Below are 23,094 nucleotides of genomic sequence, written 5' to 3' on the forward strand. Positions count from 1 at the left end.
TGCCCTGCCAGCCCTGTTTTTCTTAGCGCTATTTGCGCGAGGTCACTATTTTGCGGTGACAACCTGTATGCCGGACGGCTCATTTTGCAACGCAAGAGTCAGAACTTCCTCAATGCGTTTCACCGGATGAATGTCCAGATCGGCAATAACGTTGTCTGGAATCTCTTCCAGATCGCGTTTATTCTCAAACGGAATTAACACGGTTTTGATCCCGCCACGGTGCGCCGCCAGCAGTTTCTCTTTCAGGCCGCCGATAGGCAGTACCTGGCCTCGCAGGGTAATTTCCCCGGTCATCGCCACATCAGCGCGAACAGGATTACCCGTCAGGCAGGAGACCAGCGCGGTACACATCGCAATACCGGCGCTCGGGCCATCTTTCGGCGTCGCCCCTTCCGGTACGTGAACGTGGATGTCGCGTTTTTCGTAAAAGTCTGGATTAATACCCAGTTTTTCCGCACGCGCACGCACCACGGTCAGCGCAGCCTGAATAGACTCCTGCATAACCTCACCGAGAGAACCGGTGTAAGTCAGTTTGCCTTTACCCGGCACACAGGCGGTTTCGATGGTCAGCAGGTCGCCGCCCACTTCCGTCCATGCCAGACCCGTTACCTGACCCACACGGTTTTCGTTGTCCGCACGACCATAGTCAAAGCGCTGTACGCCGAGGTAGTCATGCAGGTTATCGCCATCGATCACAATGTGTTTCAGCGACTTATCCAGCAGCAGCTGTTTCACGGCTTTGCGGCACAGTTTGGAGATTTCACGCTCCAGGCTACGCACGCCCGCTTCACGGGTGTAGTAACGGATAATGCCGATAATGGCGCTATCCTCAACCGTCAGCTCACCTTTCTTCAGTGCGTTACGCTCGATCTGTTTCGGCAGCAGGTGCTGTTTAGCAATGTTCAGCTTCTCGTCTTCGGTATAACCGGACAGACGAATCACTTCCATACGATCCAGCAGAGGCGCCGGAATGTTCATGGAGTTGGAGGTGGCAACGAACATCACGTCGCTGAGATCGTAATCCACTTCCAGGTAGTGATCGCTGAACGCCACGTTCTGCTCAGGGTCCAGCACCTCAAGCAGCGCAGAGGCAGGATCGCCACGCATGTCGGAAGACATTTTGTCGATCTCATCGAGCAGGAACAGTGGGTTTTTAACGCCCACTTTAGCCATTTTCTGGATCAGTTTACCCGGCATAGAGCCGATGTATGTCCGGCGGTGGCCGCGGATTTCTGCTTCATCACGCACGCCGCCGAGCGCCATACGGATATATTTACGCCCGGTCGCCTTGGCGATGGACTGGCCCAGAGACGTTTTACCTACCCCCGGTGGCCCAACCAGACACAGGATCGGCCCTTTGATTTTGTTTACACGGCTTTGTACCGCGAGATATTCAAGGATGCGATCTTTCACACGCTCCAGACCGTAATGGTCTGTGTCGAGAATTTCCTGCGCCTGACGCAGGTCTTTTTTGACCTTGCTACGCGCGTTCCACGGCACCTGCACCATCCAGTCGATGTAGCCGCGTACAACCGTCGCTTCCGCCGACATCGGAGACATCATTTTCAGCTTCTGCAATTCTGCTTCCGCTTTCTCTTTTGCTTCTTTCGGCATTTTCGCCGCGTCGATTTTACGCTTCAGCGCTTCGTTTTCATCCGGCGCGTCGTCCATCTCGCCCAGTTCTTTCTGAATGGCTTTCATTTGTTCATTCAGATAGTACTCACGCTGAGATTTCTCCATCTGCTTTTTAACGCGGTTGCGAATACGCTTCTCAACCTGCAACAGATCGATTTCAGATTCCATCATCGCCATCAGATATTCCAGACGTTCGTTAACGTCGGACATCTCCAGCACGGACTGCTTATCCGCCAGCTTCAGCGGCATATGGGCAGCGATGGTGTCCGCCAGACGCGCAGGATCGTCAATGCTATTGAGCGACGTCAGCACTTCCGGTGGGATTTTTTTGTTCAGCTTGATGTAGCCTTCGAACTGACTGATGGCAGTGCGCACCAGCACTTCCTGCTCGCGCTCATCAATCGCTGGCGATTCAAGGTATTCCGCCTTAGCGGAAAAGTGTTCGCCGTTATCTGACAGCGCAGAAATACGTGCGCGCTGCAACCCCTCAACCAGCACTTTGACAGTACCGTCAGGCAGTTTCAGCATTTGCAAAATTGAGGCCACGGTCCCGACGGTGAAAAGATCGTTTACACCCGGCTCATCCGTTGATGCTTCTTTCTGGGCGACCAGCATGATTTTTTTATCATGGTCCATAGCCGCTTCCAGACAACGGATAGATTTTTCCCGCCCTACAAATAAGGGTATGACCATGTGCGGATAAACCACCACATCGCGCAACGGCAATACGGGGATTTCAATGCGTTCAGAACGCTCAGGATTCATAGAGCTCTCTCTTAGTTTAGTGTCCGCCAGGTAATCAGACTGCGCGACTGTGCTTCACGCAGCCATTAACATGTATGTCAGTATATGGGGATGTTTCCCACACATTCAACGCCATGTTTACGGAAAAATAAAAGGGGGGATAAAATCCCCCCTTTTTCGTTAACTGATTGTATGAGTTGGTTAATTATTCACCAGATGCCTGCTGCGCTTCCGGCTTGCCGTAAATCAGCAACGGCTTGCTCTGACCGCCGATGACGGACTCGTCAATAACCACCTTTTCGACGTCTTCCATAGAAGGCAGATCGTACATGGTATCAAGCAGCGCCGCTTCAACGATGGAACGCAGACCACGGGCGCCGGTTTTACGCGCCATCGCTTTCTTCGCGATAGCATCCAGCGCTTCGTCACGAAATTCCAGATCGACGCCTTCCAGGTTAAACAGCGCCTGATACTGTTTGGTCAGGGCGTTTTTCGGCTCTTTCAGGATCTGGATCAGCGCTTCTTCACTCAGCTCATTCAGCGTCGCCACAACCGGCAGACGACCAATGAACTCAGGAATCAGACCAAATTTGATCAGATCTTCCGGCTCAACCTGCGCCAGCAGTTCGCCTTCGCTGGCCTTGTCGGATTGCGCTTTAACCGTTGCGCCAAAACCAATGCCGGAGCCGGTTTCAACACGGTTAGCAATCACTTTATCCAGACCGGCGAACGCGCCGCCGCAGATAAACAGGATCTTAGAGGTATCAACCTGCAAGAACTCCTGCTGCGGATGCTTGCGTCCTCCCTGCGGCGGAACGGCGGCAACCGTCCCTTCGATCAGTTTCAACAGCGCCTGCTGTACGCCTTCACCGGAAACGTCACGGGTAATGGACGGGTTGTCAGACTTACGGGAAATCTTGTCGATTTCATCGATGTAGACAATACCGCGCTGCGCTTTCTGCACATCGTAATCGCATTTTTGCAACAGCTTCTGAATGATGTTCTCAACATCTTCGCCCACATAACCGGCTTCAGTCAGGGTGGTGGCATCCGCCATGGTGAACGGTACGTCCAGCAGACGCGCCAGCGTTTCGGCCAGCAGCGTTTTACCGGAACCGGTCGGCCCGATCAGCAGAATGTTACTTTTGCCCAACTCAACGCCATTGCTGGTGTCGCCGTTGCGCAGACGTTTGTAGTGGTTGTATACCGCGACCGCCAGCACTTTTTTCGCCTGCTCCTGGCCGATAACATAATCGTCCAGATGGTTGCGAATTTCATGTGGCGTCGGCAGCGCACTGCGTTCACGGTGCGGTGCCACTTCCTTAATCTCTTCGCGAATGATGTCGTTACATAGATCAACACATTCGTCGCAGATATACACGGATGGACCGGCAATCAGCTTGCGCACTTCATGCTGGCTTTTGCCGCAAAAAGAGCAGTACAACAATTTGCCCGAGCCATCTTTGCGTTTATCTGTCATGAGTCAAAACCTCTTCTTTGTTCTTTGTGCCGCACACGACGACGCAAATGCCATTCTCAGGCGCAAGTCGCTTGTCAGCGTTGTGCCGCCCCTGGATAGTATTATAGCGGCACACCTGCGCCCTGGGCATCAATTACGATGGGTCAAAATCGAGTCGACCAGACCGTACTCCACCGCTTCAGACGCGGAGAGGAAGCGGTCGCGCTCGGTATCACGTTCAATCTGCTCAAGAGACTGACCCGTATGGTGCGCCATAAGTTCATTCATGCGCCCTTTCACCTTCAGGATTTCACGGGCATGAATTTCAATATCTGTCGCCTGGCCCTGATAACCGCCGAGAGGCTGGTGAATCATGACGCGAGAGTTAGGCAGGCAGAAACGTTTGCCTTTTGCGCCAGCAGTCAGCAGGAACGCGCCCATAGAAGCCGCCTGGCCCATACAAATCGTGCTAACGTCCGGCTTAATAAACTGCATGGTGTCGTAGATAGACATCCCTGCGGTAATAACCCCGCCTGGGGAGTTAATGTACAGGTAGATATCTTTTTCCGGGTTTTCCGCTTCCAGGAACAGCATCTGCGCCACAATCAGGTTAGCCATATGGTCTTCGACCTGGCCGGTCAGAAAAATGACACGTTCCTTAAGTAGACGAGAATAGATATCAAAAGAGCGCTCACCACGTGAGGTCTGTTCAATGACCATCGGCACCAGCGCCATATGGGGTGCAAAGTTATCTCGTTCGCCGCTGTATGACATTTCCGTCTCCTGGATAAAAATTGAAAAAACCTGCTGTACCGATTGTAACCTTATGGACGGATTATCAGCTAGTCCCTCTGTTATGGGTACGGCATCGCCATAATTCAAGCATAACAATCTTTTGTTGTAACGCTAACACTGAAACGCTGTTTTCGCACTCTTCCATGCAAAATGCGTGACAAAAAAAAGCCCGCCACCTGGAGGTGACGGGCTCTTGTGCGAATTTCGTGCTAATTAAGCGACGAATTACGCCTGCTGGTTCATCAGTTCATTGAAGGAAGTGGCTTTTTCAGTCACTTTCGCTTTCGCCAGAACGGCTTCAACGGCCTGCTCTTCCAGAGCGACGTTACGCATGTTGTCCATCAGCTCTTTGTTTTTGCTGTAGAACTCGATAACTTCTTTCGGATCTTCGTACGCAGAAGCCATCTCTTCGATCAGACCTTTAACGCGCTCTTCGTCAGCTTTCAGCTCCTGAGTGCGAATCACTTCGCCCAGCAGCAGGCCGACAACAACGCGACGCTTAGCCTGTTCTTCGAACAGTTCACGCGGCAGTTCCAGCGCTTGTTTCTCGTTGCCGCCGAAACGCTGTGCAGCCTGACGACGCAGAACGTCAACTTCGCTGTCGATCAGCGCAGATGGAACGTCGATGTCGTTCGCTTTCACCAGGCCTTCAATCGCCTGAGACTTCACGCGGTTACGCACAGCGCCTTTCAGCTCGCGTTCCATGTTTTTACGCACTTCAGTACGCAGACCGGCAACAGAACCATCTTCAACGCCAAAACGCTTGATGAATTCTTCGGTCAGTTCCGGCAGCTCGCGCTCTTCAACTTTCTTCAGGTTGATAGCGAATTTAGCGGCTTTACCTTTCAGGTTTTCAGCGTGATATTCTTCCGGGAAGGTCACGTCGATAGTGAACTCTTCGCCTGCTTTATGACCTTTGATACCGTCTTCAAAGCCCGGGATCATACGACCCTGGCCCATCGCCAGTACGAAGTCAGACGCTTTGCCGCCTTCGAACTCTTCACCGTCAACAGAACCGGTGAAGTCGATGGTTACACGGTCTTCTGCATCAGCAGCGCCGTCTTTGTCTTTCCAGGTTGCCTGCTGTTTACGCAGGGTGTCCAGCATCACGTCAACATCGGCGTCGGTCACTTCAACAACCGGTTTTTCAACTTCGATGGATTCCAGACCGGTCAGTTCAACTTCCGGGTAGACTTCAAATTCTACAGCGTAGGTGAAGTCTTCGCCCAGTTTGTATTCGCCCGGAACATAGTTCGGTGCGCCAGCCGGGTTGATTTTTTCTTTGATGATCGCGTCAACGAAGTTACGGCTCATCAGGTCACCCAGAACGTCCTGGCGAACAGAAGCGCCATAACGCTGAGCAACAACATTCATCGGTACTTTGCCCTTGCGGAAGCCGTCAATACGCACTTTCTTCGCTACGTTGACCAGCTCGCTTTTCACAGCGGTCTCGATGCTGTCAGCAGCGATAGTAATCGTTACACGGCGGCCAAGGCCTTGAGTGGTTTCAACTGAAACTTGCATCTTGTTACCTCAAAAAATCACAGTGCTCGGTCAACTCTACTCCGCAAGCACAGGTTGTTGGCTTCGCGGAACCGGGATGTTCTCATAATCAATCACATTCCCTGTCGTCAGAATCATCCCGAAGACATTCCGAAAAATAAGACGCCGCATTATAGCGGCATCACTTTTATGAGTCGAGAACGGTTATCGCGCGTTGCTGCGGCTTTTTTCACAATTCCCGGCTAATTTTGGTCTGAATACTGTACATCTCGCTCAAAATTCAGACAAAACAAAACGGCCCGCAGGCCGTTTTCACATAATCTGTAGCAACATACTGGAAAAGCGCCAACAGTTGCAAATGCGTTTTTCTACGCGATGCTTCCTGCGCCACGGCAAGGAGGCGATGCGAAGATCGTATCCTGCAATCCTTCCCACTCCTTGATGGTATAGGTATGCAGGGCCAGCGCATGTACGGTTGTGGAGAGTTCTGCCGTTAACGTACCGTAAATCATCCGGTGGCGATTAAGAAAACGTTCGCCAGTGAAGCGATCGCTGACCAGCACAACCTTAAAGTGGCTCTCAGAGCCTGCCGGAACATTGTGACGATAGCTTTCATCCACAACTTCGAGGAACACGGGTTCGAACGCTGCCCTTAATTTTTCTTCTATTTGCTCACGTATCATCATGAAATATCTCCTCCGACAACGCTGAGATGTCACCCATCCCTTTAAATACTAGCCGCTTTTACCGTTTACATTACATCATGACAACAAAAATTTAGCGTTCGTCTGATATTTTCATTCAAACGTATGAAGTTTACTGACTTATCCATTCATTTGGTTGCGAAAACCCGAAGTAAGGTGTACCGAGGGTCAGAAAACAGACAACGCGATGAATTTACATGCGTTGACCACTTCCCCTCGCCGTTGGCAATGTTATGATGGCGGGAATTTTTATCTATCACGCTTAAGAGTCACTGAGAGCCCGAACATGTTAAAGAAAATCCTCTTTCCATTAATTGCTCTGGTTATGCTGGCAGGGTGCGCAACACCGCCGACAACCATTGACGTATCGCCGAAAATCACACTGCCGCAACAAGATCCAAGCCTGATGGGCGTTACTGTGAGCATCAACGGCGCCGACCAGCGTCAGGATCAGGCGCTGGCGAAAGTTACGCGTAATAACCAACTGGTTACTCTGACCGCCTCCCGCGATCTGCGCTTCCTGCTGCAAGAAGTGCTGGAAAAACAGATGACCGCACGCGGTTATATGGTGGGGCCGAACGGCGCTGTTAACCTGCAAATCATCGTAAATCAGCTGTATGCCGATGTATCTCAGGGTAACGTTCGCTACAACATCGCCACCAAAGCGGATATCGCCATCATCGCGACGGCGGCAAACGGCAACAAGATGACGAAAAACTACCGTGCGAGCTACTCTGTTGAAGGCGCATTCCAGGCGTCCAACCAGAATATCGCCAACGCGGTTAACAGCGTCCTGACCGACACCATCGCTGATATGTCTCAGGACACCAGCATTCACGAATTCATTAAGCAGAACGCACGTTAATTTCTGTCCAGATGGCCCGGCGCTTGTCGGGCCTGTAGATGCCCATGCCCAACCAATATTTACGTATTTTTCAGCAACCGCGTTCAGCTATCCTGTTGATTCTGGGGTTTGCATCAGGTTTACCCCTCGCGCTCACCTCCGGCACGCTACAGGCCTGGATGACCGTTGAGAATATCGATCTCAAAACCATTGGTTTCTTCTCTCTGGTGGGCCAGGCCTATGTCTTTAAATTCCTCTGGTCTCCGGTCATGGACCGTTACACGCCGCCTTTTTTAGGTCGTCGTCGCGGCTGGCTGATTACCACGCAGATTCTGCTGCTGCTCGCCATTGCGGCGATGGGTTTTCTGGAACCCGGCACGCAGCTGCGCTGGATGGCGGCGCTGGCGGTTATCATCGCCTTCTGTTCCGCATCTCAGGACATTGTCTTTGACGCGTGGAAAACGGATGTTCTGCCTGCGGAAGAACGCGGCACCGGAGCGGCGATTAGCGTACTGGGCTATCGGCTAGGAATGCTGGTCTCCGGTGGTCTGGCGCTGTGGCTGGCGGATCGCTGGCTCGGCTGGCAGGGGATGTACTGGCTGATGGCGGCGCTGCTTGTGCCCTGTATTATCGCCACGCTCCTGGCCCCTGAACCTGAAGATTCCATTCCAGTGCCTAAAACGCTGGAACAGGCGGTCGCCGCTCCGCTGCGCGACTTTTTTGGCCGCAACAACGCCTGGCTGATCTTGTTGTTAATCGTACTGTATAAGCTGGGCGACGCGTTCGCCATGAGCCTGACCACCACCTTTTTGATTCGCGGCGTTGGTTTTGATGCCGGTGAAGTCGGCGTGGTCAATAAAACGCTGGGACTGCTGGCGACGATTGTCGGCGCGCTGTACGGCGGCATCCTGATGCAGCGCCTTTCCCTTTTCCGCGCGCTGCTGATTTTCGGCATTTTGCAAGGCGTTTCCAACGCCGGTTACTGGCTGCTTTCCGTGACGGACAAGCATATGTTCAGCATGGCCGCAGCGGTCTTCTTCGAGAACCTGTGCGGCGGAATGGGAACAGCGGCCTTTGTCGCATTGTTAATGACGCTGTGCAACAAATCGTTTTCCGCCACCCAGTTTGCCCTGCTCTCCGCGCTCTCTGCGGTGGGACGCGTGTATGTCGGCCCCGTTGCCGGATGGTTTGTCGAAGCGCATGGCTGGCCCACGTTTTATCTCTTCTCCGTCGCAGCGGCCGTGCCTGGCCTTCTGCTTCTGCTGGTTTGTCGTCAAACCCTTGAACACAGTTGGGAAAGCGAAAGCTTCATCCCCCGTACGGAATTTCGCGGGGCGTATGGTTTGGCGCTGCTGACGCTAATGATCGGTTGCGGCCTGCTGGCGGTATGGCTGTTGCTGCTGACGATGAACGCCGTGGACTACACTCGCTTCTCCTTCCTGCCCGAACTGCTTGAGGCGGGGGTCATGGTGGCGATATGCGGCATTTTGTTCGGCGGGGTACTGGATTATCTGGCGCTACGCAAAACACGTCTTGTGTAAGCGGGCAACGTTATTTGCCGTTGTAATAACAGAGCGAAATTATAACGGCTAAATAAGCAGCAGTTGCGAAAAATAATATTTGTTGTTTTGTGCGCAATAGCATCTGGAAATTATTGACGCCTTTTATAGATTTTATTTTCCTTACTCGATTCAGCCAATATAGTTTTATTTTTTGTTTTTCACTTGTCTCTTTGTTGATAATTAATTGTTAAACAATTGTTTTAATTTTGCATTGGTTATACCAATTACCCTGCAAGTCCTGCCTTCCTGCCCTCTTTCGTTATAACGTGATGTTGCAACAGGTTCTTAAAGTCAACGCGACATATCCTGCAACATATGTGACATGCCCGGCAGAACCCAGTAACACAGATCCAATCATGTTTACAGTAATGTAACCTTCCCGTAAAATGCCCACACACTTTAAACGCCACCAGGTCCCGTGGAATTGAGGTCGTTAAATGAGACTCAGGAAATACAATAAAAGTTTGGGATGGTTGTCATTAATTGCAGGCACTGCATTACTCAGTGGCTGTAATTCTGCACTTCTTGACCCCAAAGGACAGATTGGACTGGAACAACGTTCACTGATACTGACGGCTTTTGGCCTGATGTTGATTGTCGTGATTCCCGCCATCTTGATGGCTGTTGGTTTCGCCTGGAAGTACCGTGCGAGCAATAAAGATGCGAAGTACAGCCCGAACTGGTCACACTCCAATAAAGTGGAAGCTGTGGTCTGGACGGTGCCGATTCTGATCATCATTTTCCTTGCTGTACTTACCTGGAAAACCACTCACGCTCTTGAGCCAAGCAAGCCGCTGGCGCATGACGAGAAGCCCATTACCATCGAAGTGGTTTCCATGGACTGGAAATGGTTCTTCATCTACCCGGAACAGGGCATTGCAACCGTGAATGAAATCGCCTTCCCGGCGAACACTCCGGTTTATTTCAAAGTGACCTCCAACTCCGTGATGAACTCCTTCTTTATCCCGCGTCTGGGTAGCCAGATTTATGCCATGGCCGGTATGCAGACTCGACTGCATCTGATCGCCAACGAAGCCGGTACCTATGATGGTATTTCCGCAAGCTATAGCGGCCCTGGTTTCTCCGGTATGAAGTTCAAAGCTATCGCCACGCCGGACCGCGCCACATTCGACCAGTGGGTTGCTAAAGCTAAACAGTCACCGAACACCATGAGCGACATGGCTGCGTTCGAGAAAGTGGCTGCGCCAAGCGAATACAACCAGGTGGAATATTTCTCCAACGTGAAACCGGATTTGTTTAAAGACGTCATTAACAAATTTATGGCTCACGGTAAGAGCATGGACATGACCCAACCGGAAGGTGAGCACAGCTCGCATGAAGGCATGGAAGGCATGGACATGAGCCACGCGGAATCCGCTCACTAAGGGGCCGAGGAAGAAAACGATGTTCGGAAAATTGACACTGGATGCAGTCCCGTTCCATGAACCTATCGTCATGGTTACGATCGCTGCCATTATCGTCGGGGGTCTGGCGCTTTTAGCCTTGATCACTTACTTCGGTAAGTGGACCTACCTATGGAAAGAGTGGCTTACTTCGGTTGACCACAAGCGTCTTGGCATCATGTATGTCATCGTCGCAATTGTTATGTTGATACGCGGCTTTGCCGACGCCATCATGATGCGTAGCCAGCAGGCGCTGGCTTCTGCGGGTGAAGCGGGCTTCCTGCCGCCGCATCACTACGATCAGATCTTCACCGCTCACGGCGTGATCATGATCTTCTTCGTGGCAATGCCATTCGTTATCGGTCTGATGAACCTGGTGGTTCCGTTGCAGATCGGCGCGCGTGACGTTGCGTTCCCGTTCCTGAACAACCTGAGCTTCTGGTTCACCGTTGTCGGCGTTATCCTGGTTAACCTGTCTCTGGGCGTTGGTGAGTTCGCGCAGACCGGCTGGCTGGCTTATCCGCCGCTCTCGGGAATAGAGTACAGTCCGAGTGTCGGGGTCGATTACTGGATCTGGAGTCTCCAGCTATCCGGTATCGGTACGACGCTGACCGGTATCAACTTCTTCGTGACGATTCTGAAGATGCGTGCGCCGGGCATGACCATGTTCAAGATGCCGGTATTTACCTGGGCATCGCTGTGCGCGAACATCCTGATTATCGCCTCCTTCCCAATTCTGACTGTCACCATCGCGCTGCTGACCCTGGATCGCTATCTGGGCACCCATTTCTTTACCAACGATATGGGCGGCAACATGATGATGTACATCAACCTGATTTGGGCCTGGGGCCACCCGGAAGTGTACATCCTGGTTCTGCCGGTCTTCGGGGTGTTCTCCGAAATCGCCGCAACCTTCTCGCGTAAACGCCTGTTTGGTTACACCTCGCTGGTTTGGGCGACCGTGTGTATCACCGTTCTGTCGTTCATCGTTTGGCTGCACCACTTCTTCACCATGGGTGCGGGCGCGAACGTAAACGCCTTCTTCGGTATTACCACGATGATTATCGCAATCCCGACCGGGGTTAAGATCTTCAACTGGCTGTTCACCATGTACCAGGGGCGTATCGTCTTCCACTCAGCGATGCTGTGGACGATCGGCTTTATCGTGACCTTCTCGGTCGGCGGTATGACTGGCGTTCTGCTGGCGGTTCCGGGCGCGGACTTCGTTCTGCACAACAGTCTGTTCCTGATTGCGCACTTCCATAACGTTATCATCGGCGGTGTGGTCTTCGGGTGCTTCGCCGGTATGACCTACTGGTGGCCGAAAGCGTTCGGCTTCACGCTGAACGAGACCTGGGGTAAACGCGCATTCTGGTTCTGGATCATCGGCTTCTTCGTTGCGTTTATGCCGCTGTACGTGCTGGGCTTCATGGGGATGACCCGTCGTCTCAGCCAGCAGATTGACCCGCAGTTCCATCCAATGCTGCTGATTGCCGCCTGTGGCGCCGCGCTGATTGCACTGGGCATCCTGTGCCAGCTGATTCAGATCTTCGTTTCTATTCGCGACCGCGAGCAGAACCGCGACCTGACCGGCGACCCGTGGGGGGCGCGTACGCTGGAGTGGGCAACCTCTTCTCCGCCTCCGTTCTATAACTTTGCCGTTGTGCCGCACGTTCACGAGCGTGATGCCTTCTGGGAAATGAAAGAAAAAGGCGAAGCGTACAAACAGCCTGCGCATTATGAAGAAATTCATATGCCGAAAAACAGCGGTGCGGGCATCGTTATCGCCGCCTTCTCCACTATTTTTGGTTTCGCCATGATCTGGCATATCTGGTGGCTGGCGATTGCAAGCTTCGCAGGCATGATCATCAGCTGGATTGTTAAGAGCTTTGACGAGGACGTGGACTACTACGTACCAGTCCCGGAAGTCGAAAAACTGGAAAACCAGCATTTCGATGAGATTTCTAAGGCAGGGCTGAAAAATGGCAACTGATACTTTAGCGCAAACGCACGCGACTGCCCACGCGCACGAACACGGGCACCACGATGCAGGCCAGACCAAAATCTTCGGATTTTGGATCTACCTGATGAGCGACTGCATTCTGTTCTCTATTCTGTTCGCAACCTATGCCGTTCTGGTGAACGGCACCGCAGGCGGCCCGACAGGTAAGGACATTTTTGAACTGCCGTTCGTTCTGGTTGAAACTTTCCTGCTGTTGTTCAGCTCCATCACCTACGGCATGGCGGCTATCGCCATGCACAAGAACAACAAGAGCCAGGTTGTCTCCTGGCTGGCGTTGACCTTCTTGTTCGGTGCCGGATTTATCGGGATGGAAATCTACGAATTCCATCACCTGATTGTTGAAGGCATGGGCCCGGATCGCAGCGGCTTCCTGTCTGCGTTCTTCGCGCTGGTCGGTACGCACGGCCTGCACGTCACCTCCGGTCTTATCTGGATGGCGGTGCTGATGGTGCAGATCGCCCGTCGCGGCCTGACCAGCACTAACCGTACCCGCATCATGTGCCTGAGCCTGTTCTGGCACTTCCTGGATGTGGTGTGGATCTGTGTGTTCACTGTTGTTTATCTGATGGGGGCGATGTAATGAGTCATTCTACCGATCACAGCGGCGCGTCCCACGGCAGCGTAAAAACCTACATGACAGGTTTTATTCTGTCGATCATCCTGACGGTCATTCCGTTCTGGATGGTGATGACGGGTACAGGTTCCCCGGCCGTGATTCTGGGGACTATCCTGGCGATGGCAGTGGTGCAGATTCTGGTGCATCTGGTGTGCTTCCTGCACATGAATACGAAATCTGACGAAGGCTGGAACATGACGGCCTTTGTCTTTACCGTGCTGATCATTGCCATTCTGGTGGTGGGCTCCATCTGGATTATGTGGAACCTGAACTACAATATGATGATGCACTAAGAGCGGCGGTTATGATGTTTAAGCAATACCTGCAAGTAACGAAACCAGGCATCATCTTTGGCAACCTGATCTCGGTGATTGGGGGATTCCTGCTGGCTTCTAAAGGCAGCATCGACTATCCCCTGTTTATCTATACGCTGGTCGGGGTGTCACTGGTTGTGGCGTCGGGTTGTGTATTTAACAACTACATCGACAGGGATATCGACAGGAAGATGGAAAGGACCAAGAATCGGGTGCTGGTCAAAGGCCTGATTTCTCCTGCTGTCTCGCTGGTGTACGCCACCTTGCTGGGTATTGCTGGCTTTATGCTGCTGTGGTTTGGCGCGAATCCTCTGGCCTGCTGGCTGGGGGTGATGGGCTTCGTGGTGTATGTCGGCATTTATAGTCTGTACATGAAACGCCACTCCGTTTACGGCACGCTGATTGGTTCTCTCTCCGGCGCTGCGCCGCCGGTGATTGGCTACTGCGCCGTAACGGGCGAGTTCGACAGCGGCGCGCTGATTCTGCTGGCGATCTTTAGCCTGTGGCAGATGCCGCACTCTTACGCCATCGCGATTTTCCGCTTCAAGGATTATCAGGCTGCCAACATTCCGGTTCTGCCGGTGGTGAAAGGCATCTCGGTGGCGAAGAACCATATCACGCTGTACATCATCGCCTTTGCCGTTGCGACGCTGATGCTCTCCCTGGGTGGCTATGCCGGATACAAATATCTGGTGGTCGCGGCAGCCGTGAGCGTCTGGTGGCTCGGTATGGCCCTGCGCGGTTACAAAGTGGAAGATGACAAAGTCTGGGCGCGTAAGCTGTTCGGCTTTTCCATCATCGCCATCACTGCGTTAAGCGTGATGATGTCCGTCGACTTTATGGTGCCGGACTCGCACAGCCTGCTGGCTTCGGTCTGGTAACACCCGCCCCGCAACAAATCTTCTGCCGGATGGAGGCTTACGCCTTATCCGGCCTACGGAAACCGCACAGCGCCATCGGGCATTACGCAACGCGCTCAGCAAGTAGGCCGGATAAAACGCTTTCGCGTTGCCATCCGGCATTTTATTGCCTGATAAAATCCCCCTCACAAACGCAACATTTGTTCATTAAGCACGTATTTACCCCACCCGTTTACCGCTTTACACTAGTCGCGGATTTTATACAGAGGTGGGAATGAACGATTACAAAATGACGCCGGGTGAGTTGCGCGCCACCTGGGGTTTAGGGACTGTATTTTCTTTGCGCATGCTTGGCATGTTTATGGTCCTGCCGGTTCTGACCACCTATGGTATGGCGCTTCAGGGCGCCAGCGAAGCCTTGATCGGCATTGCTATCGGTATTTACGGCCTGGCGCAAGCCGTTTTCCAGATCCCCTTTGGGTTACTCTCAGACCGCGTCGGGCGTAAGCCGTTGATTATCGGCGGTCTGGCCGTGTTCGTGCTGGGTAGCGTGATCGCCGCGCTGTCTGACTCCATCTGGGGGATTATTCTTGGCCGCGCGCTGCAAGGCTCCGGCGCAATCGCCGCCGCCGTCATGGCGCTGCTGTCTGACTTAACCCGCGAGCAAAACCGAACCAAAGCGATGGCGTTTATCGGCGTCAGTTTTGGTATTACCTTCGCTATTGCGATGGTGCTTGGGCCGATCGTCACCCACAAACTGGGGCTGAACGCCCTGTTCTGGATGATTGCCGCACTCGCCGCGCTCGGCATTGCCCTGACCGTTTGGGTTGTCCCCAACAGCACAACCCACGTATTGAACCGTGAATCCGGCATGGTGAAAGGCAGTTTCAGCAAAGTGCTGGCCGAACCTAAGCTGTTGAAGCTTAACTTCGGCATCATGTGTCTGCATATTCTGCTGATGTCGACCTTCGTCGCCCTCCCCGGCCAGCTTGCCGCTGCCGGTTTCCCCGCCGCCGAGCACTGGAAGATTTATCTGGTCACAATGCTGATCTCATTTGGCTCCGTAGTCCCGTTCATTATCTACGCCGAAGTCAAACGCCGGATGAAGCGGGTCTTTCTGCTGTGCGTCGCGTTGATACTGATTGCCGAAGTCGTGCTGTGGGGCGCAGGCGTGCACTTCTGGGGGTTAATTGCCGGGGTACAGCTGTTCTTCCTCGCTTTTAACCTGATGGAAGCCCTCCTCCCCTCGCTGATCAGCAAAGAGTCTCCTGCTGGTTATAAGGGCACCGCGATGGGCGTTTACTCCACCAGCCAGTTCCTCGGCGTCGCGATTGGCGGCTCGCTGGGCGGCTGGGTGAATGGTCTGTTCGGCGGTCAGGCGGTATTTCTGGCTGGCGCATTGTTGACCGTCGTCTGGCTGGCGGTAGCAAGTACGATGAAAGAACCGCCGTATGTCAGCAGCTTACGCGTGGAAATTCCGCCGGAGATTGCCGCCGATAACGCGCTGAAACAGCGTTTGCTGGCGACTGAAGGTGTGAGTGAGGTGTTGATCGCAGAGAAAGAGCATTCCGCCTATGTGAAGATCGACAGCAAAGTGACCAACCGTTTTGAGGTTGAGCAGGCGATCAGGCTGGCGTGAGAAGTGCCGGATGGCGGCTACCGCCTTATCCGGCCTACAAGACCGCATTGTCCGTAGGCCGGATAAGCGCAGCGCCATCAGGCATCACAACTTAATCGCGGAAGTTTTTGAACTGGAACGGCTGTCCCAAATCCCCGCCGCGCACCAGCGCCATGACGGATTGCAGATCGTCACGGGATTTTCCGGTCACACGGATCTCCTCCCCCTGAATTTGCGCCTGCACTTTCAGCTTGCTGTCTTTAATCAGCTTCACGATCTTCTTCTGAACCGCGCTTTCAATGCCCTGCTTCAGCTTCGCTTCCACAAACCAGGTTTTACCGCTGTGGACAAATGCTTCCGGCACATCCAGCGAACTGCCTTCAATGCCGCGCTTGAGCAGCTTCGCGCGCAGAATATCCAGCAGCTGATTCACCTGGAAATCCGATTCGCTCAGTACTTTGATGGTTTTGTTCGCGTCGTTTAATTCAAACGTGGCCTCAACGCCACGAAAATCAAAGCGTGATTCAACTTCGCGAGTCGCATTATCTACTGCGTTACGCGCTTCCTGAAGATCGACTTCAGAGACAATATCGAAAGATGGCATCTTTTCCTCTCCCTTCGTTTTTGATGCGAAGCATAATACCCGTAACGAGACATAACGAGAAGCTTAGCTGATGGCGCTATACTTAGGCCATAACACCTGGCGCTGTTGCAGGTGAGGAGGAACAATGAAAATTACCGTACTGGGATGCGGAGCCTTAGGGCAACTTTGGCTTACAGCGCTGTGCAAACATGGACATGAAGTACAGGGTTGGCTGCGCGTACCGCAACCCTATTGCAGCGTGAATCTGATAGAGACGGACGGTTCAATATTTAACGAATCCCTGACGGCGAACGATCCTGATTTTCTGGCCAACAGCGATCTGCTGCTGGTCACGCTGAAAGCCTGGCAGGTCTACGATGCCGTAAGAGGTCTGGTCGCCACTCTGCCTGAAACCACGCCGATCCTGCTGATTCACAACGGGATGGGCACAATCGAAGAGTTGCAAAACATCCCGCAGCCGTTACTGATGGGCACCACGACGCATGCCGCCAGACGCGACGGGAATGTCATCATTCATGTCGCCAACGGCACTACCCATATTGGCCCGGCGCGTGAGCAGGACGGGGACTACAGCTATCTGGCCGATATTTTGCAGGGCGTGCTGCCTGACGTCGCCTGGCACAACAACATTCGCGCAGAGATGTGGCGCAAACTGGCGGTAAACTGTGTGATTAATCCCCTTACCGCGCTATGGGACTGCCCCAACGGCGAATTACGCCACCACCCGGAAGCGGTAATGGCGATATGTCAGGAGGTCGCTGCGGTTATCGAGCGCGAAGGACACCATACGTCGGCGGACGATTTACGTTATTATGTCGATCAAGTGATTGAGAGTACGGCAGAAAATATCTCGTCTATGTTGCAGGACATGCGTGCCCTGCGTCATACCGAGATCGACTATATTACGGGTTATTTGTTAAAACGCGCCCGCGCGCATGGCATCGCCGTCCCGGAAAATGCCCGTCTGTTTGAAATGGTAAAGCGAAAGGAGAGTGAGTATGAGCGCATCGGCACTGGTATGCCTCGCCCCTGGTAGTGAAGAGACCGAAGCGGTCACCACTATCGATCTGCTGGTTCGTGGCGGTATTCAGGTCACGACCGCGAGCGTCGCCAGCGACGGAAATCTCACCATTGTCTGTTCGCGTGGCGTAAAACTGCTGGCGGATGCGCCGCTGGTCGAGGTGGCCGACGGCGATTACGACATCATTGTATTGCCTGGCGGCATTAAGGGCGCGGAGTGTTTTCGCGACAGCCCGTTGCTGGTCGAAACCGTTAAGCAGTTCCACCGTTCCGGGCGTATTGTCGCCGCGATTTGCGCAGCGGCCGCCACGGTTCTCGTTCCGCACGATATCTTTCCCATCGGCAATATGACCGGCTTCCCGGCGTTGAAAGACAACATTCCCGCCGAACAGTGGCAGGATAAACGTGTGGTGTGGGACCCGCGCGTGAAGCTGCTGACCAGCCAGGCGCCAGGGACGTCGATTGACTTCGGACTGAAAATTATCGATCTGCTGGTTGGCCGCGAAAAAGCCCATGAAGTGGCGTCACAGCTGGTGATGGCGGCAGGAATTTATAATTACTACGAATAGCGCCGGATGGCGGTGCGTAGGCCGGATAAAGCGGTTACGCCGTCATCCGGCAATACGTTGCGCCTGATAGCGCGATGCATATCAGGCCTGCAATCATGCTAACAATTACGGACGATACACCTTCACATTCTGGAAGCCCTGCTCACGCAGATAGAGCGCCTGCAAACGGCTCATCACGCCGCGCTCACACCACAGCAGCCAGGTTTTGCTCTGGTCAAGATCGCCAAACTTCGTGCTCAGCTTGTAGAACGGCAGAGAAACCACATCCACGCCTTCGATTTTCAGCGGTTTGTCATCCTGCTCATCAACGGAGCGAATATCCAGAATCACGTCGTTCGGGCCAAAGCCGCTGACGGTTTCCACTTCCACCACGTCCTGCCCGGTCTGCTGGGCGATTTCGCGAATATCGACATTGCTCGCTTCCTCAACCACTTTATCGAGAATGCTAAAGTCGAAGTGCTCTTCTTCCGCTTCAATCTTCGCCTTGATCGCTTTCACCGTCGGGCTTTTCGAAATAACGCCGCAGTATTCCGGCATCGTGCGGGCAAAATCTTCCGTACCAATCTGGCGCGCCAGGTTGATGATGTGCTCTTTGTCATAAGAGATCAGCGGGCGCAGGATCAGCGTATCGGAAACGTTGTCGATAAGACGCAGGTTAGTCAGCGTCTGGCTGGAAACCTGCCCCAGCGCTTCACCCGTCACCAGCGCCTGTACGCCGTAGCGCTCCGCCACTTTCGACGCCGCGCGCACCATCATGCGCTTCAGCACCACGCCCATCTGACCGTCATCGACTTTTTCGAGGATCTCGCCGACCACCGGTTCAAAGTTGATGGCGACAAAACGCACGCGATGCGAACTGCCAAAGCGGTTCCACAGGTAATGCGCCACCTGACGAACGCCGATTTCATGCGCCGCGCCGCCGAGGTTAAAGAAGCAGTAGTGTACGCGGCAGCCGCGACGCATCAGCATATAGCTGGAAACGCCGGAGTCAAAACCGCCGGAGATCAGCGACAGGACATCTTCCTGGGTGCCGATCGGGAAACCGCCGATACCTTCGTAACGGCCTTTAATCAGCAGCAGACGATCGTCTTCCACTTCCAGGTGTACCGTCACATCCGGGTTGGTCAGCTTCACGCGCGCCGATTCAATATGCTGATTTAAACCGCCGCCGACGTAACGTTCCACCTCAATGGAGCTAAACTCATGCTTACCACGACGTTTAACGCGCACACAGAAGGTTTTGCCCTCAAGCCGATCGCGATACTGCACCAGCGCTTTCTCAAAGATATCGTGCATATCAGTGAACGGCACATCTTCGACTTCGAGAATATGGTGGATGCCCGGAATACGGGTCAGCGCGTCGCGAATCGCCAGGCGTTGATTTTCATCTTTGGCGCGAACTTCAATGTTATCCCAGTGGCGAACAACGGCGAGGGTCTCATCGTAGTGCTTTAACACGTTACGGATGTTCCCGGTCAGAATTTTTATAAAGCGCAAACGCACAGATTGGCTTTTGATAGTGATTTCCGGGAACAATTTAATGATAAACTTCATGGCGGCAATGGTTCTTAAGCAAGCATCAAGGCTTGTCGTGGAGAAAAGAGTACAGCAGCCCATACATGGAGCTGCATCCAGGCGCGGAAGTATACCACCATCATGGTCGTCCTGTGCACATTGCGCGTTATTTGATAATTGCTCTGAGTCCGTTACCATATCAGAGCTGAAAATATTGAGAGTCAGATATTCATTATGCCGAAGAAAAATGAGGCGCCCGCCAGCTTTGAAACAGCGCTGAGCGAGCTGGAACAGATTGTTACCCGTCTGGAAAGCGGCGACCTGCCGCTGGAAGAGGCGCTGAACGAATTTGAACGTGGCGTGCAGCTGGCGCGTCAGGGGCAGGCAAAGTTGCAACAGGCCGAACAGCGTGTGCAGATTCTGCTGTCTGACAATGAAGATGCATCTCCTGAGCCTTTTACACCGGATAATGAGTAAATGGATTTTTCGCAGCAGCTACAGGCCTGCGTCGAGCAGGCCAACCAGGCGCTGAGCCGTTTTATCGCACCACTGCCCTTTCAGAACACTCCCGTGGTCGAAACCATGCAGTATGGCGCATTATTAGGCGGTAAACGTCTGCGCCCGTTCCTGGTTTACGCAACGGGCAGGATGTTTGGCGTAAGCCTGTCCACGCTGGATGCCCCGGCAGCCGCCGTTGAGTGCATTCACGCTTATTCGTTGATTCATGACGATTTACCCGCGATGGACGACGACGACCTGCGTCGCGGTCTGCCGACCTGCCACGTCAAATTTGGCGAAGCGAATGCCATTCTGGCCGGAGATGCCCTGCAAACGCTGGCGTTTTCTATCATTAGCGATGCCCCGATGCCGGAAGTGGCCGACCGCGACCGCATTGCTATGATTTCTGAACTGGCGAACGCCAGCGGCATCGCCGGAATGTGCGGTGGCCAGGCGTTGGATCTTGATGCCGAAGGGAAACAGGTGCCGCTGGAGGCGCTGGAGCGTATCCATCGTCATAAAACGGGCGCGCTGATTCGCGCTGCGGTTCGTCTTGGCGCGCTAAGTGCCGGAGAAAACGGACGAAACGCCTTGCCGATACTCGATAAGTACGCAGAAAGTATCGGCCTTGCCTTCCAGGTCCAGGATGACATTCTGGATGTGGTGGGCGATACTGCAACGTTGGGTAAACGTCAGGGTGCTGACCAGCAACTTGGCAAAAGTACCTACCCTGCACTTCTGGGCCTTGAGCAAGCCCGGAATAAAGCCCGGGATCTGATCGAAGACGCCCGTCAGTCGTTAACGCAGCTGGCAGACCTCTCACTCGATACCTCGGCACTGGAAGCGCTAGCGGACTACATAATCCAGCGTGATAAATAAACAAACAACAAGTCTTACTTAATAGGCCTCTGATGAGTTTTGATATAGCCAAATACCCGACCCTGGCACTGGTCGACTCCACTTCGGAGTTACGCCTGCTACCAAAAGAGAGTCTGCCGAAACTCTGCGACGAACTGCGCCGCTATTTACTCGACAGCGTCAGTCGTTCCAGCGGACATTTCGCCTCCGGGCTGGGCACGGTGGAGCTCACCGTGGCGCTGCACTATGTCTATAACACCCCGTTTGACCAGTTAATCTGGGACGTGGGGCATCAGGCTTATCCGCACAAAATTCTCACCGGGCGTCGGGATAAAATAGGCACCATTCGCCAGAAAGGCGGTTTGCACCCCTTCCCGTGGCGCGGTGAAAGCGAATACGACGTACTGAGCGTCGGCCACTCCTCTACCTCCATTAGCGCAGGCATTGGCATTGCGGTCGCCGCAGAAAAAGAAGGCAAAGACCGTCGCACCGTTTGCGTCATTGGCGACGGGGCGATCACCGCCGGGATGGCGTTTGAAGCGATGAACCACGCGGGCGATATCAAGCCGGACATGCTGGTCATTCTCAACGACAACGAAATGTCGATCTCGGAAAACGTCGGCGCGCTGAACAACCACCTGGCGCAGCTGCTTTCCGGCAAGCTCTACTCGTCCCTGCGTGAAGGCGGGAAGAAAGTGTTCTCCGGCGTGCCGCCAATCAAAGAGCTACTCAAACGTACCGAAGAACATATCAAAGGCATGGTCGTGCCAGGCACGCTGTTTGAAGAGCTGGGCTTTAACTATATCGGCCCGGTCGATGGTCACGACGTGCTGGGGCTGATTACCACGCTGAAGAACATGCGCGATCTGAAAGGCCCGCAGTTCCTGCATATCATGACCAAAAAAGGTCGTGGCTATGAACCGGCGGAAAAAGATCCGATCACCTTCCACGCGGTGCCAAAATTCGATCCGTCCAGCGGCTGCCTGCCAAAAAGCAGCGGCGGCCTGCCGAGCTATTCAAAGATCTTTGGCGACTGGCTGTGCGAAACCGCCGCCAAAGACAGCAAGCTGATGGCGATCACCCCGGCAATGCGCGAAGGTTCCGGCATGGTGGAGTTTTCACGTAAATTCCCCGACCGCTACTTTGACGTGGCGATTGCCGAGCAGCATGCTGTGACCTTTGCCGCCGGTCTGGCAATCGGTGGTTATAAGCCGATCGTGGCGATCTACTCCACCTTCCTACAACGCGCCTACGATCAGGTGCTGCATGACGTCGCGATCCAAAAACTGCCGGTGATGTTTGCTATCGACCGCGCCGGTATCGTCGGCGCTGACGGGCAGACGCACCAGGGCGCGTTCGATCTTTCTTACCTGCGCTGCATCCCGGAAATGATCATTATGACGCCGAGCGATGAAAACGAGTGCCGCCAAATGCTGTACACCGGCTATCACTATAACAATGGCCCAACGGCAGTGCGTTATCCGCGTGGCAACGCCGTTGGCGTGGAACTGACGCCGCTGGAAAAACTGCCGATCGGCAAAGGACTCGTCAAACGTCAGGGTGAAAAACTGGCAATTCTGAACTTTGGTACGCTACTGCCGGAAGCGGCAAAAGTCGCCGAATCCCTGAACGCGACCTTAGTCGATATGCGCTTTGTGAAGCCGCTGGATGAAACGTTGATTCTGGAGATGGCTGAACGTCACGAAGTGCTGATCACGCTTGAAGAGAACGCCATTATGGGCGGCGCGGGCAGCGGCGTAAACGAAGTGCTGATGGCGCATCGTAAAGTCGTTCCGGTACTGAATATCGGCCTGCCGGACTTCTTTATCCCGCAGGGTACACAGGACGAGGCTCGCGCGGAACTCGGTCTGGATGCCGCCGGAATTGAGGCCAAAATCAAGGACTGGCTGGCATAATCCCCTCCTCGCTCCTGCTATGCTTAATCAATAA

General features: G+C 53.7%; 20 protein-coding genes. 13 read left to right on the forward strand and 7 right to left on the reverse strand.

Annotation, left to right across the window (positions count from 1 at the left end; genetic code table 11):
* Nucleotides 1-45 precede the first annotated feature (45 nt).
* From lon to bolA, 5 genes are all read right to left on the reverse strand, one after another.
* Nucleotides 46-2,400, reverse strand: coding sequence for an endopeptidase La (lon, locus tag OGX93_RS07205; protein ID WP_012133542.1), 2,355 nt, complete (start codon nucleotides 2,398-2,400; stop codon nucleotides 46-48).
* Nucleotides 2,401-2,584: 184 nt separating this feature from the next.
* A complete protein-coding gene (gene clpX / locus OGX93_RS07210; protein WP_115181904.1) occupies nucleotides 2,585-3,859 on the reverse strand; it encodes an ATP-dependent protease ATP-binding subunit ClpX in 1,275 nt (424 codons plus the stop codon).
* A 129-nt stretch (nucleotides 3,860-3,988) separates the two neighbouring features.
* Complete coding sequence (clpP, locus tag OGX93_RS07215; RefSeq protein ID WP_003021624.1) at nucleotides 3,989-4,612, reverse strand: ATP-dependent Clp endopeptidase proteolytic subunit ClpP; 624 nt, start codon at nucleotides 4,610-4,612, stop codon at nucleotides 3,989-3,991.
* A gap of 246 nt (nucleotides 4,613-4,858) precedes the next feature.
* Nucleotides 4,859-6,157 carry a trigger factor gene (tig, locus tag OGX93_RS07220; RefSeq protein ID WP_012133545.1) on the reverse strand — a complete coding sequence of 433 codons (1,299 nt, stop codon included), beginning with the start codon at nucleotides 6,155-6,157 and terminating at the stop codon, nucleotides 4,859-4,861.
* A 347-nt stretch (nucleotides 6,158-6,504) separates the two neighbouring features.
* The gene (bolA, locus tag OGX93_RS07225; protein WP_012133546.1) at nucleotides 6,505-6,822 is read right to left on the reverse strand and encodes a transcriptional regulator BolA; all 318 of its coding nucleotides are present in this window, start codon (nucleotides 6,820-6,822) and stop codon (nucleotides 6,505-6,507) included.
* Between the two features lie 304 nt (nucleotides 6,823-7,126).
* Between bolA and OGX93_RS07230 the strand changes: the two genes are divergently transcribed.
* From OGX93_RS07230 to OGX93_RS07265, 8 genes are all read left to right on the forward strand, one after another.
* Nucleotides 7,127-7,705 carry a lipoprotein gene (locus OGX93_RS07230; RefSeq protein ID WP_012133548.1) on the forward strand — a complete coding sequence of 193 codons (579 nt, stop codon included), beginning with the start codon at nucleotides 7,127-7,129 and terminating at the stop codon, nucleotides 7,703-7,705.
* Between the two features lie 44 nt (nucleotides 7,706-7,749).
* A complete protein-coding gene (gene ampG / locus OGX93_RS07235) occupies nucleotides 7,750-9,225 on the forward strand; it encodes a muropeptide MFS transporter AmpG (protein WP_024130594.1) in 1,476 nt (491 codons plus the stop codon).
* Between the two features lie 458 nt (nucleotides 9,226-9,683).
* Nucleotides 9,684-10,631 (forward strand): cytochrome o ubiquinol oxidase subunit II, encoded by a 948-nt coding sequence (gene cyoA / locus OGX93_RS07240; protein ID WP_012133550.1) that lies wholly within the window; start codon nucleotides 9,684-9,686, stop codon nucleotides 10,629-10,631.
* A gap of 19 nt (nucleotides 10,632-10,650) precedes the next feature.
* Nucleotides 10,651-12,642 carry a cytochrome o ubiquinol oxidase subunit I gene (gene cyoB, locus OGX93_RS07245; protein WP_012133551.1) on the forward strand — a complete coding sequence of 664 codons (1,992 nt, stop codon included), beginning with the start codon at nucleotides 10,651-10,653 and terminating at the stop codon, nucleotides 12,640-12,642.
* Nucleotides 12,632-13,252: a cytochrome o ubiquinol oxidase subunit III gene (locus tag OGX93_RS07250; RefSeq protein WP_115609541.1), complete on the forward strand. Its 621-nt coding sequence runs from the start codon at nucleotides 12,632-12,634 to the stop codon at nucleotides 13,250-13,252. The genes cyoB and OGX93_RS07250 overlap by 11 nt, the downstream gene beginning before the upstream one ends.
* The gene (locus OGX93_RS07255) at nucleotides 13,252-13,581 is read left to right on the forward strand and encodes a cytochrome o ubiquinol oxidase subunit IV (RefSeq protein WP_012133553.1); all 330 of its coding nucleotides are present in this window, start codon (nucleotides 13,252-13,254) and stop codon (nucleotides 13,579-13,581) included. The genes OGX93_RS07250 and OGX93_RS07255 overlap by 1 nt, the downstream gene beginning before the upstream one ends.
* Nucleotides 13,582-13,592: 11 nt before the next feature.
* The gene (gene cyoE / locus OGX93_RS07260; protein WP_072025291.1) at nucleotides 13,593-14,483 is read left to right on the forward strand and encodes a heme o synthase; all 891 of its coding nucleotides are present in this window, start codon (nucleotides 13,593-13,595) and stop codon (nucleotides 14,481-14,483) included.
* A 253-nt stretch (nucleotides 14,484-14,736) separates the two neighbouring features.
* Nucleotides 14,737-16,101, forward strand: coding sequence for an MFS transporter (locus OGX93_RS07265; RefSeq protein WP_058668699.1), 1,365 nt, complete (start codon nucleotides 14,737-14,739; stop codon nucleotides 16,099-16,101).
* Between the two features lie 91 nt (nucleotides 16,102-16,192).
* Here the strand turns inward: OGX93_RS07265 and OGX93_RS07270 are convergent, their stop codons facing one another.
* Complete coding sequence (locus tag OGX93_RS07270) at nucleotides 16,193-16,684, reverse strand: YajQ family cyclic di-GMP-binding protein (protein ID WP_012133556.1); 492 nt, start codon at nucleotides 16,682-16,684, stop codon at nucleotides 16,193-16,195.
* A gap of 124 nt (nucleotides 16,685-16,808) precedes the next feature.
* On the opposite strand from OGX93_RS07270, the gene panE reads away from it, so the two are divergent.
* Entirely contained in the window at nucleotides 16,809-17,720 is a 912-nt protein-coding gene (gene panE / locus OGX93_RS07275; protein WP_047458477.1) for a 2-dehydropantoate 2-reductase, read from the forward strand.
* The gene (yajL, locus tag OGX93_RS07280) at nucleotides 17,683-18,273 is read left to right on the forward strand and encodes a protein deglycase YajL (protein WP_012133558.1); all 591 of its coding nucleotides are present in this window, start codon (nucleotides 17,683-17,685) and stop codon (nucleotides 18,271-18,273) included. Before panE ends, yajL begins: the two co-directional genes overlap by 38 nt.
* Before the next feature lie 105 nt (nucleotides 18,274-18,378).
* Here yajL and thiI read toward each other — a convergent pair whose 3' ends face one another.
* The gene (gene thiI, locus OGX93_RS07285) at nucleotides 18,379-19,827 is read right to left on the reverse strand and encodes a tRNA uracil 4-sulfurtransferase ThiI (RefSeq protein ID WP_049008398.1); all 1,449 of its coding nucleotides are present in this window, start codon (nucleotides 19,825-19,827) and stop codon (nucleotides 18,379-18,381) included.
* A 195-nt stretch (nucleotides 19,828-20,022) separates the two neighbouring features.
* Between thiI and xseB the strand changes: the two genes are divergently transcribed.
* The 3 genes from xseB to dxs are packed head-to-tail and all read left to right on the forward strand — an operon-like array spanning nucleotide 20,023 to nucleotide 23,060.
* Complete coding sequence (gene xseB / locus OGX93_RS07290) at nucleotides 20,023-20,265, forward strand: exodeoxyribonuclease VII small subunit (protein WP_012133560.1); 243 nt, start codon at nucleotides 20,023-20,025, stop codon at nucleotides 20,263-20,265.
* Nucleotides 20,266-21,165 (forward strand): (2E,6E)-farnesyl diphosphate synthase, encoded by a 900-nt coding sequence (ispA, locus tag OGX93_RS07295; protein WP_047458483.1) that lies wholly within the window; start codon nucleotides 20,266-20,268, stop codon nucleotides 21,163-21,165.
* Between the two features lie 32 nt (nucleotides 21,166-21,197).
* Nucleotides 21,198-23,060, forward strand: coding sequence for a 1-deoxy-D-xylulose-5-phosphate synthase (gene dxs / locus OGX93_RS07300; protein ID WP_114847709.1), 1,863 nt, complete (start codon nucleotides 21,198-21,200; stop codon nucleotides 23,058-23,060).
* The last annotated feature ends 34 nt before the right edge of the window (nucleotides 23,061-23,094 follow it).

Origin of the sequence: Citrobacter sp. CK195 (genome assembly GCF_030333365.1) — a bacterium.
In the GTDB taxonomy this organism is placed as follows: domain Bacteria; phylum Pseudomonadota; class Gammaproteobacteria; order Enterobacterales; family Enterobacteriaceae; genus Citrobacter_B; species Citrobacter_B koseri.

What these genes read in the sequence shown, in the direction of transcription:
- yajL (WP_012133558.1), top strand. Translation starts at nt 17,683, where the DNA reads ATGAGCGCATCGGCACTGGTATGCCTCGCCCCTGGTAGTGAAGAGACC.
- cyoA (WP_012133550.1), top strand. Translation starts at nt 9,684, where the DNA reads ATGAGACTCAGGAAATACAATAAAAGTTTGGGATGGTTGTCATTAATT.
- OGX93_RS07250 (WP_115609541.1), top strand. Translation starts at nt 12,632, where the DNA reads ATGGCAACTGATACTTTAGCGCAAACGCACGCGACTGCCCACGCGCAC.
- clpX (WP_115181904.1), bottom strand. Translation starts at nt 3,859, where the DNA reads ATGACAGATAAACGCAAAGATGGCTCGGGCAAATTGTTGTACTGCTCT.
- panE (WP_047458477.1), top strand. Translation starts at nt 16,809, where the DNA reads ATGAAAATTACCGTACTGGGATGCGGAGCCTTAGGGCAACTTTGGCTT.
- OGX93_RS07270 (WP_012133556.1), bottom strand. Translation starts at nt 16,684, where the DNA reads ATGCCATCTTTCGATATTGTCTCTGAAGTCGATCTTCAGGAAGCGCGT.
- clpP (WP_003021624.1), bottom strand. Translation starts at nt 4,612, where the DNA reads ATGTCATACAGCGGCGAACGAGATAACTTTGCACCCCATATGGCGCTG.
- ampG (WP_024130594.1), top strand. Translation starts at nt 7,750, where the DNA reads ATGCCCAACCAATATTTACGTATTTTTCAGCAACCGCGTTCAGCTATC.
- bolA (WP_012133546.1), bottom strand. Translation starts at nt 6,822, where the DNA reads ATGATGATACGTGAGCAAATAGAAGAAAAATTAAGGGCAGCGTTCGAA.
- cyoE (WP_072025291.1), top strand. Translation starts at nt 13,593, where the DNA reads ATGATGTTTAAGCAATACCTGCAAGTAACGAAACCAGGCATCATCTTT.
- OGX93_RS07230 (WP_012133548.1), top strand. Translation starts at nt 7,127, where the DNA reads ATGTTAAAGAAAATCCTCTTTCCATTAATTGCTCTGGTTATGCTGGCA.
- dxs (WP_114847709.1), top strand. Translation starts at nt 21,198, where the DNA reads ATGAGTTTTGATATAGCCAAATACCCGACCCTGGCACTGGTCGACTCC.
- thiI (WP_049008398.1), bottom strand. Translation starts at nt 19,827, where the DNA reads ATGAAGTTTATCATTAAATTGTTCCCGGAAATCACTATCAAAAGCCAA.
- ispA (WP_047458483.1), top strand. Translation starts at nt 20,266, where the DNA reads ATGGATTTTTCGCAGCAGCTACAGGCCTGCGTCGAGCAGGCCAACCAG.
- xseB (WP_012133560.1), top strand. Translation starts at nt 20,023, where the DNA reads ATGCCGAAGAAAAATGAGGCGCCCGCCAGCTTTGAAACAGCGCTGAGC.
- lon (WP_012133542.1), bottom strand. Translation starts at nt 2,400, where the DNA reads ATGAATCCTGAGCGTTCTGAACGCATTGAAATCCCCGTATTGCCGTTG.
- cyoB (WP_012133551.1), top strand. Translation starts at nt 10,651, where the DNA reads ATGTTCGGAAAATTGACACTGGATGCAGTCCCGTTCCATGAACCTATC.
- OGX93_RS07265 (WP_058668699.1), top strand. Translation starts at nt 14,737, where the DNA reads ATGAACGATTACAAAATGACGCCGGGTGAGTTGCGCGCCACCTGGGGT.
- tig (WP_012133545.1), bottom strand. Translation starts at nt 6,157, where the DNA reads ATGCAAGTTTCAGTTGAAACCACTCAAGGCCTTGGCCGCCGTGTAACG.
- OGX93_RS07255 (WP_012133553.1), top strand. Translation starts at nt 13,252, where the DNA reads ATGAGTCATTCTACCGATCACAGCGGCGCGTCCCACGGCAGCGTAAAA.